Here is a 14,644-nt window from a genome sequence, read left to right on the forward strand (position 1 = left end):
AGCGCCTGCCGCGGGTCCGCAGGACCTGTCGCGCGGACCCGGTCGGGCCGGCGGCGCCGCGGCCGGAACCGACCAGTCCCACGAGACGCGCCCCAGGCCCCGTCGGAGGGAACCGCCCATGCCCAACCGCGCCGCCCCGCCCCGGGACGCCCGGGCGCCGGCCCCCGTACCGGCTCCGGCCGCGTACGCCGCGCGCCACGCCCTGGTGCGCTCCACCGTGCTCGCCCGGCCCGCCCAGTCCGCCGCCACGGCGCACGCCCGGGCGCTGCTGCGCGACCTCGCCGCCGCCGAGGCCGCGGTCGAGGCCCTGCGGCCGGCCCTCTGCGACGACCTGTACGCCGGCCGGGCCGGGCACGACGAGGAGTTCCACCGCAGAGTCGTGCTGCCGCTGCGCCGCGACCTGCACAACGGGCGAACGCCGCGGGCGGCGCTGCTCGACCGGCTCGCCGACCTGCCGCGCCGGGTCCCGCGGCTCGCCGAGTGGCTGGAGCTGCGACGGCTGCGGGCCCGGCTGCTGGACGCGCTCGCCGACGCCGTCCCGCCCGCCCTCGCCGCCGAACGGGCCGCCCTCGCGGACATCTGCCGGGAGCCCGCCTTCACCCGGGCCGTCGCGCTCACCAGCGCCGACCTGCTGCGCGCGGTGGCCAACACGGCGGGCGCGACCGGGGAACCGCGCGGCCGGGCACGCAAGGAGGAGGCGGCCGTGCTGCGGCACGCCCTGCGGGCCACCGCCAAGACCAGCCCGCTGTCCTGGTTCACCGCCGTCGGCTGGTCCTCCGAGGACGCCGAAGCCGCGGCGGGCGAGCCCCGCGCCTGCGTCCGGGAGAACCGGGCACTGGTCACCGCGCTCGTCCAGGCCCTGCTCGACGACCCCCGCCGCAGCCGCACGCTGCCGCACCGGATGACCAGCGCGGCCCGGGTCGCCGACGGCCGGGCCCGCTATGCCCGCGCGGAGGCGCTGTTCGCGGGCGGGCGCTTCCTGGTCACCCGGGAGGAGGAGGTCGAACTCGCCGCCCGGCCCGAACTGGCCCTGCTCGCCTCGCTCGCGGCCACCCCGGCCCCGCCGGACCGGCTCGCCGCCGGGCTCGCCGAGGCCCTCGGACGGCCGGGCGACGACCCGGGCGCGCACCGCTTCGTGGACCAGCTCGTCACGGCCCGGCTGCTGGTGCCCACCGAACCGGTCGACCCGCAGGACCGGCACCCGCTCCGCAGCCTGGCCGGGTGGCTCCGGCAGTGGCCGCAGGACGCCGAGCTGGCCCACCGGATCGATCAACTCGAACGGCAGAACGCCGAGTTGGTCGTGACCCCGGGCGAGCGCCGCCCCGCGCTGCTGGTCGTCCTCGCCGAGCGCTGGCGGCGGCTGCTGGCCGACGCCGGCCGGCCGGTGCCGCAGGAGGCCGCACCGCTCAGCGTCCTCAGCGAGGACGTCCACGCGCCGGCTCGGCCGCAGCCCCGGCCGGGCGCGGCCGACCGGGCGGCGCTCGCCGAACTCACCGCGTTCGCCGAGCTGTTCGACCACGCTCACCTGATGCGCCGGACGGCCCGGGACCGCTTCGTCGCCCGCTACGGCGTCGGCGGGGTGTGCGACGCCCCCTGGGACTTCGCTGCCGACCTGGCGGACTCGTGGGCGGATCCGACACCCCCGGACGAACTGGCCGCACTGCGCGAGGAGTTCGCGAAGCTGCCGGAGCAGGGCGGCGAACTCGTGCTCCCCGCCGAGCGGATCCGCGCCCTGGCCGCCCGACTGCCCCACTGGACCGCGGCCCGCCCGCTCAGCTACTCCTGGTTCGTCCAACGCGGCTCCGCGGACGGCCTGTTGTGCGTCAACCACGTCTACGGCGGCTGGGGGCGCTTCACCAGCCGCTTCCTCGACGGCCTGGCCCCGCAGGCCGCCACCGAGGTCGCCCGGCAGCTGCGGTCCGGCCTCGGCGCCGGCGCCCGCGCCGCCCAGATCCGGCCGGTCGGCGGCTTCAACGCCAACCTGCACCCGCGACTGCTCGCCGACGAGATCGGCCCCGACCGACAGTGGACCGGCCTCGCCGAGTCCGACCTCGACCTCGTGCACGACCCGGTCGACGACCAGCTCCGGCTGCGGCTGCGCACCACCGGCGAGCTGCTCGACGTCCTCTACCTGGGCTTCCTCGCACCGGTCATGCTGCCCCGGCGGCTCGGCCCGCTGCTCAACGACCACCCCGAGGGGGTCGTCGACTTCCGGGCGCTGCTGCCGCGCACCACCCTCGCCGCGCCCGGCGGCAGCGTGCTGCGCACCCCGCGGCTGCGCCACCGGCACGTCGTCCTCGCCCGCCGCCGCTGGCTCCTGCCGGCCGGAGTGCTCGACGCCCTGCGGGCCGACCTCGCCGCCGACCAGGGCCCCGACGCGGTCCCGGCCGCGGCCGTCGCCCGGTGGCGGGCCCGGCTCGACCTGCCCGAGCAGCTCTTCCTCCACCCCGCACCGGCCGCGGCCGACACCACGGGCACGCCCGGCGACGCCTTCGTCGCCCACCTGCGAGCCCCCAAGCCGCAGCCCGTCGACATCGGCAACCCGCTGCACCTGTGCCACCTCGCCAAATGGCTCACCCGGCACCCGCGCGGCGCGGTGCTGGAGGAGGCCCTCCCGGCCATCGCGGGTCACCCGGAGCCGACCCGGGCCGTGGAACTCGTGGTGGAGACGTACCGGCCCGGTCGGGGCAGCCCGCAGGCGGCCGGCGCCTTCGAATCCGTCCGTACCGCCATCGCCGAGGAGGCGCCCGATGAGTGACCCGGCCGACGGCCGAGGGGCCGTGACCGCCTGGGACGTGGTCCTGTACCACTACCGGCCCGACAAGGCCCGCGCGCTGCGCGAAGCCGTCCTGCCGCTGGCCCGGCAGGCGGCGGCCGAGGGGCTGGCCGCCCACGTCGAGCGGCACTGGCGGTTCGGACCGCACCTGCGGCTGCGGCTGCGCGGCCCGGAGGCACGGGTGGCCGGGGCGGCGCAGCGGGCCGCCGAGGCGCTGCGGGCGTGGGCGGCCGCGCACCCGTCCGTGGCCGACCGGTCGGACGAGCAGCTGCTCGCCGAGGCCGCCGTCGCCGGACGCGCGGAGCTGATCGCGCCGCCGTACGCGCCGCTGGTGCCGGACAACACCGTCGTGGCGGCGCCCGCAGACCGGTCCGCCGAAGAAGCCCTGCGGGCGCTGATCGGCGACGAATCCGCCGAGCTGCGCGAGGAGTTGCTGCGGACCGGCCTGCCCGCCCTCGACTCGGCCTGCCACTTCCTCGGCGCGCACGGCGACACCCCGCAGGCGCGGGTGCAGCTGGTGGTGACGGCGCTCGCGGCACACGCCACCGCGCATCCGGACGGGCTGGTCGGCGCGCACTACTCGGTGCTCTCGCACCTGGAGGACTTCCTGGTCCACGAGGACCCGGACGGCAGCCTGCGGGCCGCCTTCGAGCGCCGCTGGGAGCAGAGCGGCCGGGCGGTCACCGCGCTGGTCGGCCGGATCGCCGACGGCGGCGCGCGCGACTGGGAACGGGACTGGGCGCACTGGTCGGCGACCGCCTGGAGCCTGGCCGAGCGGCGGCTGACGGCCGGCGCCGACCTCGGCGGCCGCCACGCCGAGTACCAGGAGCGCGCCGAGGCCCTCGGCGACCCGGCCACCGCCGAACGCTGGAACGCCGAACTGCGCACCCGCTACAGCGAGTTCCACCGACTGCTGCAGCGCGCCGACCCCGACGGCAGGATGTGGCACCGTCCCGACTACCTGATCAACCGGGCCGGCACCAACGGCCTGTACCGGCTGCTCGCGATCTGCGACGTCCGCCCGATGGAGCGCTACCTGGCCGCCCACCTGCTGGTGCGCAGCGTGCCCGAGCTGACCGGGCACCGCTGGCAGACGCTCCTCGGCGCCGCGGAGGATCCGGGCGGCGCGGAGCAGTCGGGCGTGGCGGTGGCGACGGGCGGCGCGGGGCGCACAACACTGGAGGGGGCGGCATGACGGCCGAACCGGACGCCGTTCGGCCCCGCTTGCGCCCCGGGGTGGCGGTGACGCCGCTGCGCGAAGGGCTGCACCTGCGCGGGCGCGAGAGCAGCGTCACCCTGGAGGGCAGCCGGGCGCTCCCGGCGCTGTGGCAGGTGCTCGCCGCCCGGCTCGGGCCGCAGGCGGAGGCCGTCGACGCGGCCGTCGAGGCGGCTGTCGAGGCGGCCGTCGAGCCGAGGGTGGCGGCCGCGCTGGCCACCGTCACCGCCCGGCTGCGCGAGCACGGCCTGCTCGTGGACCACCCGGACGGGGTCCGACTGCCGCCCTGGCCGGGAGCGGTGGCGGACGACCCCGGCGGTGCGGAGGCGGCCCTGGCGGCCGCCCGCCCGGTGGTGGCCGCCGCGGACCCGGACGGCCCGTCGGCCCGTGCGATGGCGCGCGCCCTGGCCCGGGGCGGGACGGCGGCTCCGGCGGTGGTCGCCGAGCCCGGGCTGCCCGCCGGCCGGGTGGTGGCCACGGCGGACGGTCCGGCGGGAACGGAGCTGGCGGTCGCGGTGCAGTGCGGTGCGGACGGCGGCTTCGTCACCGAGCCCGCCGACCCGGCCCGGGCCCGGACGGACGCGGCGGCGCTCGCCGCCCGGCTGGAACCCGCCCCCGCTGCGGACCCGCCGCCCGTGCTCCTCGCGCTGCTCGCCGCGGCCGGCGCCCAGCGGCTGCTCTGTGCCGTCGCGGGCCTGCCGGACCCGGGCGAGCCGGCCGATGATCCGCGGCTGCTCGACGGGCGCCCCACCGTCCTGATCGCCGACGCCGCTCCGCCGCACGCCGAGCACCACCCGTGGGCGGCGGGCCCCGGGGCCGCCGCCGCGCCGCCCGGGACCCTCGCCGAGGCGCTGCGCCGGGTGAACGCCCTCGGTGACCCCCGGCTGGGCGTGCTGGACGCACCCTCCGCGGGCGACCTCCCGCAGCTGCCCGTGGCCCTGGTCTCCTGCGCCACCCCCGCCGGCCCGCTGGCGGCCGGGGCGGTGCGGACGGACCTCGCCCGGCTGGCCGCCGCCTGTCGGTCCGTCGAACTGCACCTGGCGGCGGTGGGCGGGGGAGCCGTGCCGGTGGTCGGCGTCGACCCGGACCACGCCCTCGGCCTGGCCCTGCGTCGCGCCGTGCTCGACCGGGCGGTGCGGGGCGACCGGCCGCTCCTGGACGACCGGGCGGTGCGGGGCGACCGGGCGGTGCCCGAGTCCGCCTGGCGGGAACACCCGCAGGCCGGGCACTGGTACGGCGTCCTGGCCCGCCGGCTCGGTCGAACACCGATCCTGATGGTCGGTCAACTCTCCCACGGGTCGGTGTACCTGGCGCAGGTGGAGGAGGGCAGGGCGGTCGAGGCCACGCCCGCCGACGCCGTCGCCCACGCCGCACTGGCCGCCCTCACCCGGCTGATGGCCCGGGGCGCCGGCCTCGCCGCCGTCCACCACACCGTCCTTTCCGGCGCCGCCGCCCCGCTCGCCGCAGCCGGCCGGACCCCGGCGGCCTGGACCGACCTGGGCTGGGCCGACCGCTGGCTCGCCGACATCGCCGACCGGGAGGCGGACCTGCAGGCCGCCCTGGTCCGGATCACCGGTCTGCGCACCGCCCGCTGGCGGCCCGCCACCCCCGAGGCCCGCCCGTTCGCCGACGCCCTGGACGGCTGCGGCTTCACGGCCCTCGTAGCCGAAGGAGGCCGCCCATGAGCGAGTTGCCGGTCCTGACCCCGGTCGAGGCACTGGCCGCCACGAGCGGCACCGCCGTCGTCCACCTCACCGAATGGACCCTGGGCCTGGCCGCCCGGCTCAGCCGGCACGCCCTGGCACACCCCGTACGCCTGGTGCCGGTGCGCGAGGACGGCGCGCTGACCGTGGTCGGCCCGGTGCTCGCCCCCGGCGCACCGGCCTGCCTCGCCTGCGTCGAGTACCAACGGCTCGCCACCGCCGGCGGCCGGGTGCCCTGGCAGAGCCCGGCCCTGGCGCTGGGCGGCACCGGCACCCCGGCCTTCGCCGAGGCCGTGACCGCGCTCGCCGCCGAGCTGGCCAAGGGCCCCGAGGCCGTGGAGGGCGCGGAGGGCGCCGGGGGCCCCGAGGCCGCGGAGAGCACCGACGGCGCCACCGTCCACGTGGTGCACGGCGGCCGGGCCACCTGGTCCACCCACCGGGTCCGCCCCGTCGGCGGCTGCGAGGTCTGCCGGCCGCTTCCCCCCGACACGCCCGAGGCCGCCCGGCTGCCCGCCACCCCCCGCCCGCTGCCCGACCCGGCCGTCCTGCGCGGGCCCAACGACCGCACCGACGCCGGGCAGTTGCGGGCCGAACTGTACGACGAGCGGTTCGGCCCGGTCCGCCGGCTGTTCCGCACCGAGGACTCGGCCTTCGCCCTCACCACCGCCTGGGTGACCGACGGCCGGGCGCTCGACGACGGCGGGTACGGGCGCGCCGCGGACTTCCGCTCCAGCGAGCGGGTCGCGCTGTTCGAGGCGGTGGAGCGGCACGCGGGCATGCGGCCGCTCGGGCGCCGCACCGTCCTGCGCGGCTCCTTCGCCGAACTGGCACGCGAGTTGGGCCCGGACGCCGTCCTCGACCCGGCCCGGCTCGGCCTGCCCGACGACCCCCACCAAGGGCACCCCACCCCGGCCACCGCCCCCTACACCCCCGAGCTGGTCCTCGACTGGGTGCACGGCTGGTCGCTCACCCGCCGCCGCCCGGTCGCCGTCCCGGAGCGCGTCGCCTACTGGGAGGTTCCCGGCCGCGACCGCCCCCGGGTGGTCTACGAGTCCTCGAACGGCTGCGGACTCGGCAACAGCCCCCAGGAGGCCGCGCTCTACGGCCTGTTCGAGGTCGCCGAGCGCGACGCCTTCCTGATGGCCTGGTACGCCCGCACCCCGCTGCCCGGCGTCGCCGTCCCCACCGAGGACCCGCAGATCGCCGAACTCGCCGACCGGGCCGAGCTGTTCGGCTACCACCTCACCCTGCTCGACGCCACCAACGACCTCGGCGTTCCCGCCGTGATCGCCCTCTGCCGCCACCGCGGCGACCACCCCGACGCCCCGCGCACCCTCCTGGCCGCCGGAGCCCACCACGACCCCCGGACGGCGATCCGCTCCGCCGTCGCCGAGGTGGTCACCAACGTCCAGGAGGCGCCCCACCGCTCCGTCGCCCCGGGCGGGCCGCGCGACCCGCAGCGGCTGCGGCCGATGCTGGAGCGCCCGGAGCTCGTCGTCTCCCTGGACGACCACGTCGGCCTCAACACCCTGCCCGAGGCCCAGCCCCGCCTCGACTTCCTCTTCGCCGGCCCGCCGCCGGTGCCCTGGACCGAGCGCTGGCCCGGCGACCCCGAACCGGTCACCGACCTCACCGACCTGCTGGAGCGGACGGTCACCCGGCTGGCGGGGGAGGACCTGGAGGTCCTCGTGGTCACCCAGGACGAGCCCGGCGTCCGCGACCGGCTCGGCCTGCACTGCGCCAAGGTCGTCGTCCCCGGCACGCTGCCGATGACCTTCGGCCACGCCAACCGCCGCACCCGGGGCCTGCCCCGCCTGCTGGAGGTCCCGTACCGCCTCGGCCGCACCCCCGCGCCGCTGCGCCACGACGAACTCCCGCTCCACCCGCACCCGTTCCCCTAGTCACCGGAGAGCACGCGATGACCACCCACGCGCTGCCGGCCACCACCTGGCACAGCCTGCACCTCGCGCTGCCGCTGCCGGCCCGCGAGGCCGACGCCTTCCTCACCGAGGACCTCGCCCCGCTGATGGACGGGCTCGCCGGCACCGACTGGTTCTTCATCCGCTACGGGGAGGGCGGCCCCCACCTGCGCATCCGCCACCGCGGCCCGGGCCCGGCGCCCGCCTCCCTCGCCGCCGACCTCACCCGCCTCGCCACCCGACGCACCGCGCCCGACGGCCCGTTCGCGGACGGGCACGGCACCGTGACGGAGGTCCCGTACGAGCCCGAGACCGAGCGCTACGGTGGCGCGGCCCTGCTGCCGATCGCCGAAGAGGTGTTCACCCAGTCCACCCGCGCCGCCGTCCGCGCCCTGCACGCCCTCGGCGCGGCCCCCGAGAAGCGGTTGCAACTCGCCCTCGACCTCGCCCACACCACCGCGTACGCGCTCGGCCTCGACGAACTCGCCGCCTCCCGCTGGCTGCGCCGCCACGCCGCCGCCTGGCGCTGGGTCACCGAGTTCCGGCCGCTGCCGGGCGCCGCCGTGCACACCCGGGTCAACACCGTGTTCGCCCGCCAGCGGGAGACGCTGGCCCGCCGCGCCCGGGAGCTGCGCGCGGCACTGGACGCCGGCACGGCCACGCCCTGGCTGGGGGACTGGGCGGCGCAGGCCGCCGAGGCCGCCGCCCGGATGCGGGCCGTCGTGGCCGCCGCGCCCGCCTCGGCCGCCGAGGAGGCCGAGGAGCGCCTGGAGTGGATCTGGGCCTCCCAGCTGCACATGCTGTTCAACCGGCTCGGCGTCGGCCCCGACGAGGAACGGGCGGTCTGCCGCCTCGCCGCCCGCACCCTGCTGGAGACCGGACAGCCGTTCACCTTCTTCCCCGCCGACCACCACGCCCCCGACCACCAGTACCTGGAACGCAGCAAGTTCCAGATCGGCCGCGGCGAGGACACCGCCCTGCGCGACCTGCCGCACCACCCGGCCCCGAGCCCCCGACCCGGCGACCTCCCGCTGCCCGCCGACCCGCTGCCGCCCGTCACCCTCGCCGACGCCCTGCGCACCCGCCGCTCCACCCGCGGCCCGCTGACCGGCCCGCTCACCGCCGGCGCCCTCGGCGGACTGCTCTGGTCCGCCTTCGCCCCCGCCCCCGACACCGGCCACCGCCCGTACCCCAGCGCGGGCGCCCTGCACACCGTCCGGCTGCGCCTGCTCGCCCTCGCCGTCGACGGCCTGCCCGCCGGCACCTACCACTGCCTCCCCGAACACCGCAGCCTGCGCCCGATCGGCCCGGCCCCCGCCCTCGACGACCTCAAGGCGCTCTCCTCCTACCTCTCCCGCCCGGCCGAGGACCCGGACGCCATCGGCGTCGACCAGGCCCCCGCCGTCCTCGCCGTGTACCTCGACCTCGCCCGGCTGCGCCGCCGCTACGGACTGCGCGCCCTGCGCCTCGGCGTCCTGGAAGCCGGACACCTGGCCCAGAACCTGCTCCTGACCTCCGCCGCCTTCGGCCTCGGCACCACCCCCCTCGGCGGCCTCCAGGACGACCTCGCCCACGAACTCCTCGGCCTGGACGACCTCGGAGAGCCGATCCAGTACCTGCTCCCGCTGGGCCGGCCGGGGACTGCACCGGTGATCACGGAGTGAGTACCCTCGGCCCGTGACCGATCACGGCATCGCCCTCCCCGCGTTCCGCCTCCACGTCGTGCCCGCCGTGGTGGCGCTGGCCGGCCCGACCTGGCAGCGCGAGGTGTGGCTCGACCGGGACGAGTTCGAGGACCTCGCCCACACCGTGCACGTGCTCTTCGACGACTTCTGCGACGCGGACGATCCGGGGCGGTCCCTCGCTTCCTGAGGGACGCAGGGCCGTGCTGGCCACGCTGCGGCAACTGTGCCGGGAGGAGCTGGTGGGCTTCGACGAGGTCATGGCGTACGGGATGCCCGCGTACGAGCGGGGCGGCGACGCGGAGATCGCGTTCGCCAGCCAGAAGCAGTACATCTCCTTCTACCTCATGCGCGGTGACGTCCGTGAGGCGTTCGAGGAACGGCTGGCCGGGCAGGACATGGGCAAGGGCTGCCTGCGGTTCCGCAGGAGGCCGGTTCACGGTGCCGTGGGCGGGCCCGGCGCCGGCTGCCGGCCGCCGAAGAAGACCTGCACCTCCCGGATCAGCCCGTCCCGGACCGTGATCGCCTCGACGTTGCGGTAGCGGTCGCCGGTGGTCAGCTCGTACTCGTAGTAGGCGAAGACGAGTTCCCCGCCGGCGGGCGTCACCCGCAGCAGCCGTTGCTCCGTGAAGCGGTCGGCGGTGGGGAAGCACCGGCGGAAGAAGGCCTCCTTGTCGATGCGGTCGTCCTGGGGGCTGGTGAACGTGAAGTCCGCGGCGTACAGCGGCACGGCCGCCTCCCGGTCCTGTGACCGGTAGCAGCGGAACGCGGCCTCGACGATGCTCGCGGGGGTGCGGTTCATGCGATCTCCCTGGTTCGGCTTCAGTCGGCCAGTCCCAGCGGGTCGTCCGCCGGGTCCAGCAGTTGCGGGCCGTTGTTGCGGACACTGTTGACGGTGGTGGGGACGGCGCGGACGCGCAGGTCGCCGTCGGCGGGGCGGCGCAGCAGGTGGTGGAGTTCGGCGCGGTCGGTGTGGGCGGGGGAGAGCCAGGTGGGGAGGTCGTCGGGGGCGATGGTGAGGGGCATCCGGTCGTGGACGCGGCCGGCGGAGTCGGTGGCGTCGGTGGTGATGACGGTGGCGGTGGCCAGCCAGGCGAGCGGGTCGTCCTCGGGGCGGGTGCCGTCGCGCCAGAACTCGTAGAGGCCGGCCATCAGCATCACGTCGCCGGTGCTGAGGAAGTACGGCTGCTTGTACTTCTTGCGGTCGGCGGTGGCGGGGACCTCGCGCCATTCGAAGTAGCCGTCGGCGGGGATGACGCAGCGGCGGGCGGTGAAGGCCTTGCGGAAGGCGGGCTTGGTGTCGACGGTCTCCGAGCGGGCGTTGATCATGCGGGCGCCGCCGGACGGGTCCTTGGACCAGGACGGGATCAATCCCCAGCGCAGCGGGCGCAGTTGGCGCATCACCTCGCCGGTGTCCCGGTCGACGCGTTCCAGGACGGCCGGGACCGGGTCGGTCGGGGCGACGTTCCAGCTCGGTGCGAAGGTCTCGGCCGGGTCCCACCGGAGCTCTCCGAGCAGTGAGACGAGGTCCTGGGGCGTGGTGGTGGAGACGAAGCGGCCGCACATGCCTCCCAGCCTCCCACGTCCCACGGACAACGGTGTTCAACTGGGCGCCCGCGCGCCCGGGGTGTGGCCGAGGGCGCGGCGGAACACGTCGATGAAGGCGCCGGCCGAGGCCCAGCCGCAGCGGTGCGCGACGGCGGTGACCGGCAGTCCCTCGGCGGCAGGACCAGGGCGTGGTGCAGCCGCAGCTGGGTGCGCCACTGGGGGAAGGTCATGCCGAGGTCGGCGCGGAACAGCCGGGACAGCGTGCGGTCGCCGGGGCGCCGACGGTGCGACTGGGCGCTGTTCCGGACGCTGCCGGAGCCGGTGGTGCCGGATTCGGCGGCACCGTCCGCCGGGGCGGAGCACGTGGGGGCCGGGTGACTCACGCGTACCGTTCATATCTGTTACGGTCGTTTTAGAAACGAACGATTGGCGAGTGAACGATATGAAGCTGTTCGGCAAGCGCCGGTGGCTCTGGGGATCACTGCTGTCCGTGGCCGTGCTGCTGGCCGGCGCGGGCGGCTGGGTGGTGTACCAGAACGAGTACGACCTCACGGAGGAGCGGGTCACCGTCACCGGCGGCAAGCAGCCGCTCCAGGGCGTGCTGGCCCGCCCCACCGGCGGCCACGGACCGTACGGACTGGTGGTCTTCGTCCACGGCGACGGACCCGTCGACGCCACCCACGACACCTTCTACCGGCCGCTCTGGGAAGCCATGGCGAAGGCCGGGTACGCCACGCTGTCCTGGGACAAGCCCGGCGTCCGCAACGCCCCCGGCAACTGGCTGGACCAGAGCATCCAGGACCGCGTCGACGAGACCCTCGCCGCGATCCGCTGGGCCAAGGCCCAGCCCGGCATCGACCCGGACCGGATCGGGCTCTGGGGCGCCAGCCAGGCCGGCTGGGTGATGCCCAAGGCCGCCCGGCAGTCCCCGGACGTCACGTTCCTGATCGCCGTCGGCACCGCCGTCAACTGGCTCCAGCAGGGCCGCTACAACCTGCTCGCCGAGCTCGGCGAGCGGCACGCCTCGCCCGAGGAGACCGCGGCCGCCGTCGCCCGCAGCGACCGCGACCTGGCCGCCCTGCGGGCGAGTGCGACCTTCGAGCAGTACCGGGCCGCCGGCGGCGACGCCGAGGGGCTGACCCCCGAGCGGTGGGCGTTCAACAAGCGCAACCACCTCTCCGACGCCACCGAGGACCTCGCCGCGGTCCGGATCCCGGTGCAACTGATCCTCGGCGGCCGGGACGTCAACGTCGACAGCGACGACACCGAGGCCGGTTACCGGCGCCTCGTCACCACCCCGGGCCTGCTCCAGGTCCTGCGCTTCCCGGACTCCACCCACAACATCGTGCCCGAGGACGTCGAGGACTCCGAACTGCGCAGCACCGTCCTGGCCGTCGCCGCCCCGCGCTCGCTGTTCACCCCCGGCTACCTCGACGGCATGCGGGACTTCCTGACCTCGCTCGACCACCGGAAGGGCTGACCCACGATGAAGCTCCTCGCCCTCGGCGGAGCCGGCGCGATGGGCCGGGTCTCCGCCCGGGTCGCGGCCGCCCTGCCCGGCGTCCACGAACTGGTGATCGCCGACCGGGACCTCGACGCCGCCCGCCGCGCCGCCGCCGCACTCGCCGCCGGCGCACCGGTGCCCGTCCGCGCGAGCCGGGTCGACGTCACGGACGGCCCGGAGCTGCACGCCGCCCTCGCGGACGCCGACGCCGTGCTGAACACCGTCGGCCCGTACTACCGCTACGGCTTCGACGTGCTGCGCGCCGCGATCCGCACCGGCACCCACTACCTGGACATCTGCGACGACTGGGAACCCACCGTCGCGATGCTGGAACTGGACGAGGAGGCCCGCGCCGCCGGAGTGCGCGCGGTGCTCGGCGCGGGCGCCAGCCCCGGCGTCAGCAACCTGCTCGCCGCCCGGGCCGCCGCCCGCCTCGACACCCTGACCGACGTGTACACCGCCTGGCCGGTGGACGTCGGCTCCACGCCCGACTCCTCCCGGCCCGGCTCCTCCCGGCCCGACACCTCGCTGCGCGACCCGAACGGCGCGGTCTCGGCCGCCGCCGTGCACTGGATGCAGCAGATCAGCGGCACCGTCGCGACGGTGGAGGACGGCCGGCTGGTCCGGCGGCCCCCGCTGCGCCCGGTCGCCCTCGACCTGCCCGGCGGCCACCGCGGCACCGCCTACACCGTCGGCCACCCGGAGCCGGTCACCCTGCACCGCAGCCTGCGGCCCGGCGGCGACGCGGCCAACCTCATGGTGGTGTCCGTCGGCACCGCCGCCTACCTGGGCGTGCTGCGCGAGGACCTCGACGCCGGACGGCTGACCAACGAGACCGCCGCCGCCGACCTCGACCGCCCCACCCTGCGCCGCACCCTGCGCGCGGCCGCCCGAGCCCCCCGGATGCGTGGGCCGGGCACCCTCCCGCCGTTCTTCGCCACCGCCACCGGAACGCGCGACGGCCGACCGGCCGCGGCGCTCGCCCGCCTGGACGGCGCGGAGCGGTTCCTGGCGGACATGGCGGAGGCCACGGGCGTCCCGGCGGGGCTGGCGCTGGCGCAGCTGCTGGACGGCACGGTGCGGGCGACGGGGGTGCACCCGCCGGAGGCGGTGATCGACGGGGAGCGCTTCTTCGCCGACCTGGCGCGGGAGTGCCCGGGCGTGGAGGTGGTGGAGGAGTTGTAGGCCGGGCGTTCAGCCGTCGCGCGGGTCGTTCTCCGTCCACGGGCGCAGCTTCTCCGGGTTGCGGACCGCCCAGATGCGGGTGATCCGGCCGTCCGCCAGCTCGAACGCCGCCACCGTCGCGGTGCGGCCGCCGTGCCGGGCGACCAGGCCGGGGCGGCCGTTGACGGTCCGTTCGAGGAGTGTGAGCCCGGGGGCCCGGTCGGCGAGGTGGACCAGGTACTGGGCGATCCGCTCGCCGCCCCGGACCGGGCGCAGGGCGGCGCCGACCAGGCCGCCGCCGTCGGCGGTCATCGTGGCGTCGGGGGCGAGCAGGGCGATCAGGGCCGTGATGTCCCGGGCCTCCCAGGCCTCCTTGAAGTGCCGCACCAGAGCGGCCTGCGCGCCCGTCGGCGTCGCCGGGGCCTGCGCGGCCCTGATCCGTCGGCGGGCGGAGGCGGCCAGCTGCCGGCAGGCCGCCGGGGTCCGGCCGACGATCCCGGCGACCTCGGGGAAGGGGTAGCGGAAGACGTCGTGGAGGATGAACGCCACCCGCTCGGCCGGGGTCATCGCCTCCAGCACGACCAGGAAGGCCATGCTCACCGACTCGTCCAGGGTCACCCGGTCCGCCGGGTCGGCCGGTCCGCCGCTGCCGCCGGCCGGCCCGCCGATCCACTCGCTGCGGTCGGGCAGCGGCTCGGGGATCCACTCGCCGACGTAGCGCTCCCGCCGGGCCCGCGCCGATCCGAGCAGGTCCAGGCAGACCCGGGTGGCCACCGTGGTCAGCCAGGCGCCCGGCGAGGCGATGGCTTCCTGCTGCCGGCGGGGCAGCGCGTACCAGCGGGCGTACGTCTCCTGCACCGCGTCCTCGGCCTCGGCCAGTGAACCGAGCAGCCGGTAGGCGAGGTTGATCAGCTGCCGCCGCTCGCCGACGATCACGCTCAGCTCCGGTACGGGCCGCTCCTGCCCCGGCTCGGACGGGGTGTTCATGGTCGGGGCCGCTCCCTGTCTCGTCTCGTCCGGCCGGCGCTCTCGCCGTTCTCGCGGCTCCTGCCGTTCCCACCGCTGCGACCCGACCACGGGCCGGCCTGCGATGCCCGGCCCGGGACGGACCCCGCCTCACACTTCGCCGGCC

Annotated in this window: 12 protein-coding genes and 1 pseudogene; 9 read left to right on the forward strand and 4 right to left on the reverse strand. The window is 76.9% G+C overall.

The window, feature by feature from the left end; all coding sequences use genetic code 11:
- The first annotated feature begins 118 nt into the window (after window positions 1-118).
- The 7 genes from ACZ6EM_RS20465 to ACZ6EM_RS20495 are packed head-to-tail and all read left to right on the forward strand — an operon-like array spanning window position 119 to window position 9,838.
- On the forward strand, window positions 119-2,758 hold the full coding sequence (locus tag ACZ6EM_RS20465; RefSeq protein ID WP_465772923.1) for a lantibiotic dehydratase: 2,640 nt from the start codon (window positions 119-121) through the stop codon (window positions 2,756-2,758).
- A complete protein-coding gene (locus tag ACZ6EM_RS20470; RefSeq protein ID WP_401048855.1) occupies window positions 2,751-3,971 on the forward strand; it encodes a hypothetical protein in 1,221 nt (406 codons plus the stop codon). Before ACZ6EM_RS20465 ends, ACZ6EM_RS20470 begins: the two co-directional genes overlap by 8 nt.
- Complete coding sequence (locus tag ACZ6EM_RS20475; protein WP_465772924.1) at window positions 3,968-5,677, forward strand: hypothetical protein; 1,710 nt, start codon at window positions 3,968-3,970, stop codon at window positions 5,675-5,677. The genes ACZ6EM_RS20470 and ACZ6EM_RS20475 overlap by 4 nt, the downstream gene beginning before the upstream one ends.
- A complete protein-coding gene (locus tag ACZ6EM_RS20480) occupies window positions 5,674-7,596 on the forward strand; it encodes a TOMM precursor leader peptide-binding protein (RefSeq protein WP_465772925.1) in 1,923 nt (640 codons plus the stop codon). Before ACZ6EM_RS20475 ends, ACZ6EM_RS20480 begins: the two co-directional genes overlap by 4 nt.
- Before the next feature lie 17 nt (window positions 7,597-7,613).
- Window positions 7,614-9,278, forward strand: a complete 1,665-nt coding sequence (locus ACZ6EM_RS20485; protein WP_401047172.1) for a thiopeptide-type bacteriocin biosynthesis protein — start codon at window positions 7,614-7,616, stop codon at window positions 9,276-9,278.
- Between the two features lie 13 nt (window positions 9,279-9,291).
- On the forward strand, window positions 9,292-9,486 hold the full coding sequence (locus ACZ6EM_RS20490) for an SCO4402 family protein (protein WP_452179165.1): 195 nt from the start codon (window positions 9,292-9,294) through the stop codon (window positions 9,484-9,486).
- The gene (locus ACZ6EM_RS20495) at window positions 9,461-9,838 is read left to right on the forward strand and encodes a DUF1801 domain-containing protein (RefSeq protein WP_465772944.1); all 378 of its coding nucleotides are present in this window, start codon (window positions 9,461-9,463) and stop codon (window positions 9,836-9,838) included. The genes ACZ6EM_RS20490 and ACZ6EM_RS20495 overlap by 26 nt, the downstream gene beginning before the upstream one ends.
- Here the strand turns inward: ACZ6EM_RS20495 and ACZ6EM_RS20500 are convergent.
- From ACZ6EM_RS20500 to ACZ6EM_RS20510, 3 genes and pseudogenes are all read right to left on the reverse strand, one after another.
- On the reverse strand, window positions 9,733-10,098 hold the full coding sequence (locus tag ACZ6EM_RS20500) for a nuclear transport factor 2 family protein (protein ID WP_401047167.1): 366 nt from the start codon (window positions 10,096-10,098) through the stop codon (window positions 9,733-9,735). The two genes, ACZ6EM_RS20495 and ACZ6EM_RS20500, sit on opposite strands and share 106 nt — an antisense overlap.
- A 20-nt stretch (window positions 10,099-10,118) precedes the next feature.
- A complete protein-coding gene (locus ACZ6EM_RS20505) occupies window positions 10,119-10,862 on the reverse strand; it encodes an SOS response-associated peptidase (RefSeq protein ID WP_401047166.1) in 744 nt (247 codons plus the stop codon).
- A gap of 36 nt (window positions 10,863-10,898) precedes the next feature.
- Window positions 10,899-11,113, reverse strand: a pseudogene (locus ACZ6EM_RS20510) (helix-turn-helix transcriptional regulator); the annotation flags it as partial.
- A 173-nt stretch (window positions 11,114-11,286) separates the two neighbouring features.
- Between ACZ6EM_RS20510 and ACZ6EM_RS20515 the strand changes: the two are divergent.
- Both ACZ6EM_RS20515 and ACZ6EM_RS20520 read left to right on the forward strand, forming a co-directional pair.
- The gene (locus ACZ6EM_RS20515; protein WP_452179183.1) at window positions 11,287-12,324 is read left to right on the forward strand and encodes an alpha/beta hydrolase family protein; all 1,038 of its coding nucleotides are present in this window, start codon (window positions 11,287-11,289) and stop codon (window positions 12,322-12,324) included.
- A gap of 6 nt (window positions 12,325-12,330) precedes the next feature.
- Window positions 12,331-13,533: a saccharopine dehydrogenase family protein gene (locus ACZ6EM_RS20520; RefSeq protein WP_401047163.1), complete on the forward strand. Its 1,203-nt coding sequence runs from the start codon at window positions 12,331-12,333 to the stop codon at window positions 13,531-13,533.
- A gap of 9 nt (window positions 13,534-13,542) precedes the next feature.
- Here ACZ6EM_RS20520 and sigJ read toward each other — a convergent pair whose 3' ends face one another.
- On the reverse strand, window positions 13,543-14,499 hold the full coding sequence (gene sigJ, locus ACZ6EM_RS20525; RefSeq protein WP_452179167.1) for an RNA polymerase sigma factor SigJ: 957 nt from the start codon (window positions 14,497-14,499) through the stop codon (window positions 13,543-13,545).
- Window positions 14,500-14,644: the final 145 nt, after the last annotated feature.

It is taken from the genome of Kitasatospora sp. NPDC041917, from assembly GCF_055589745.1.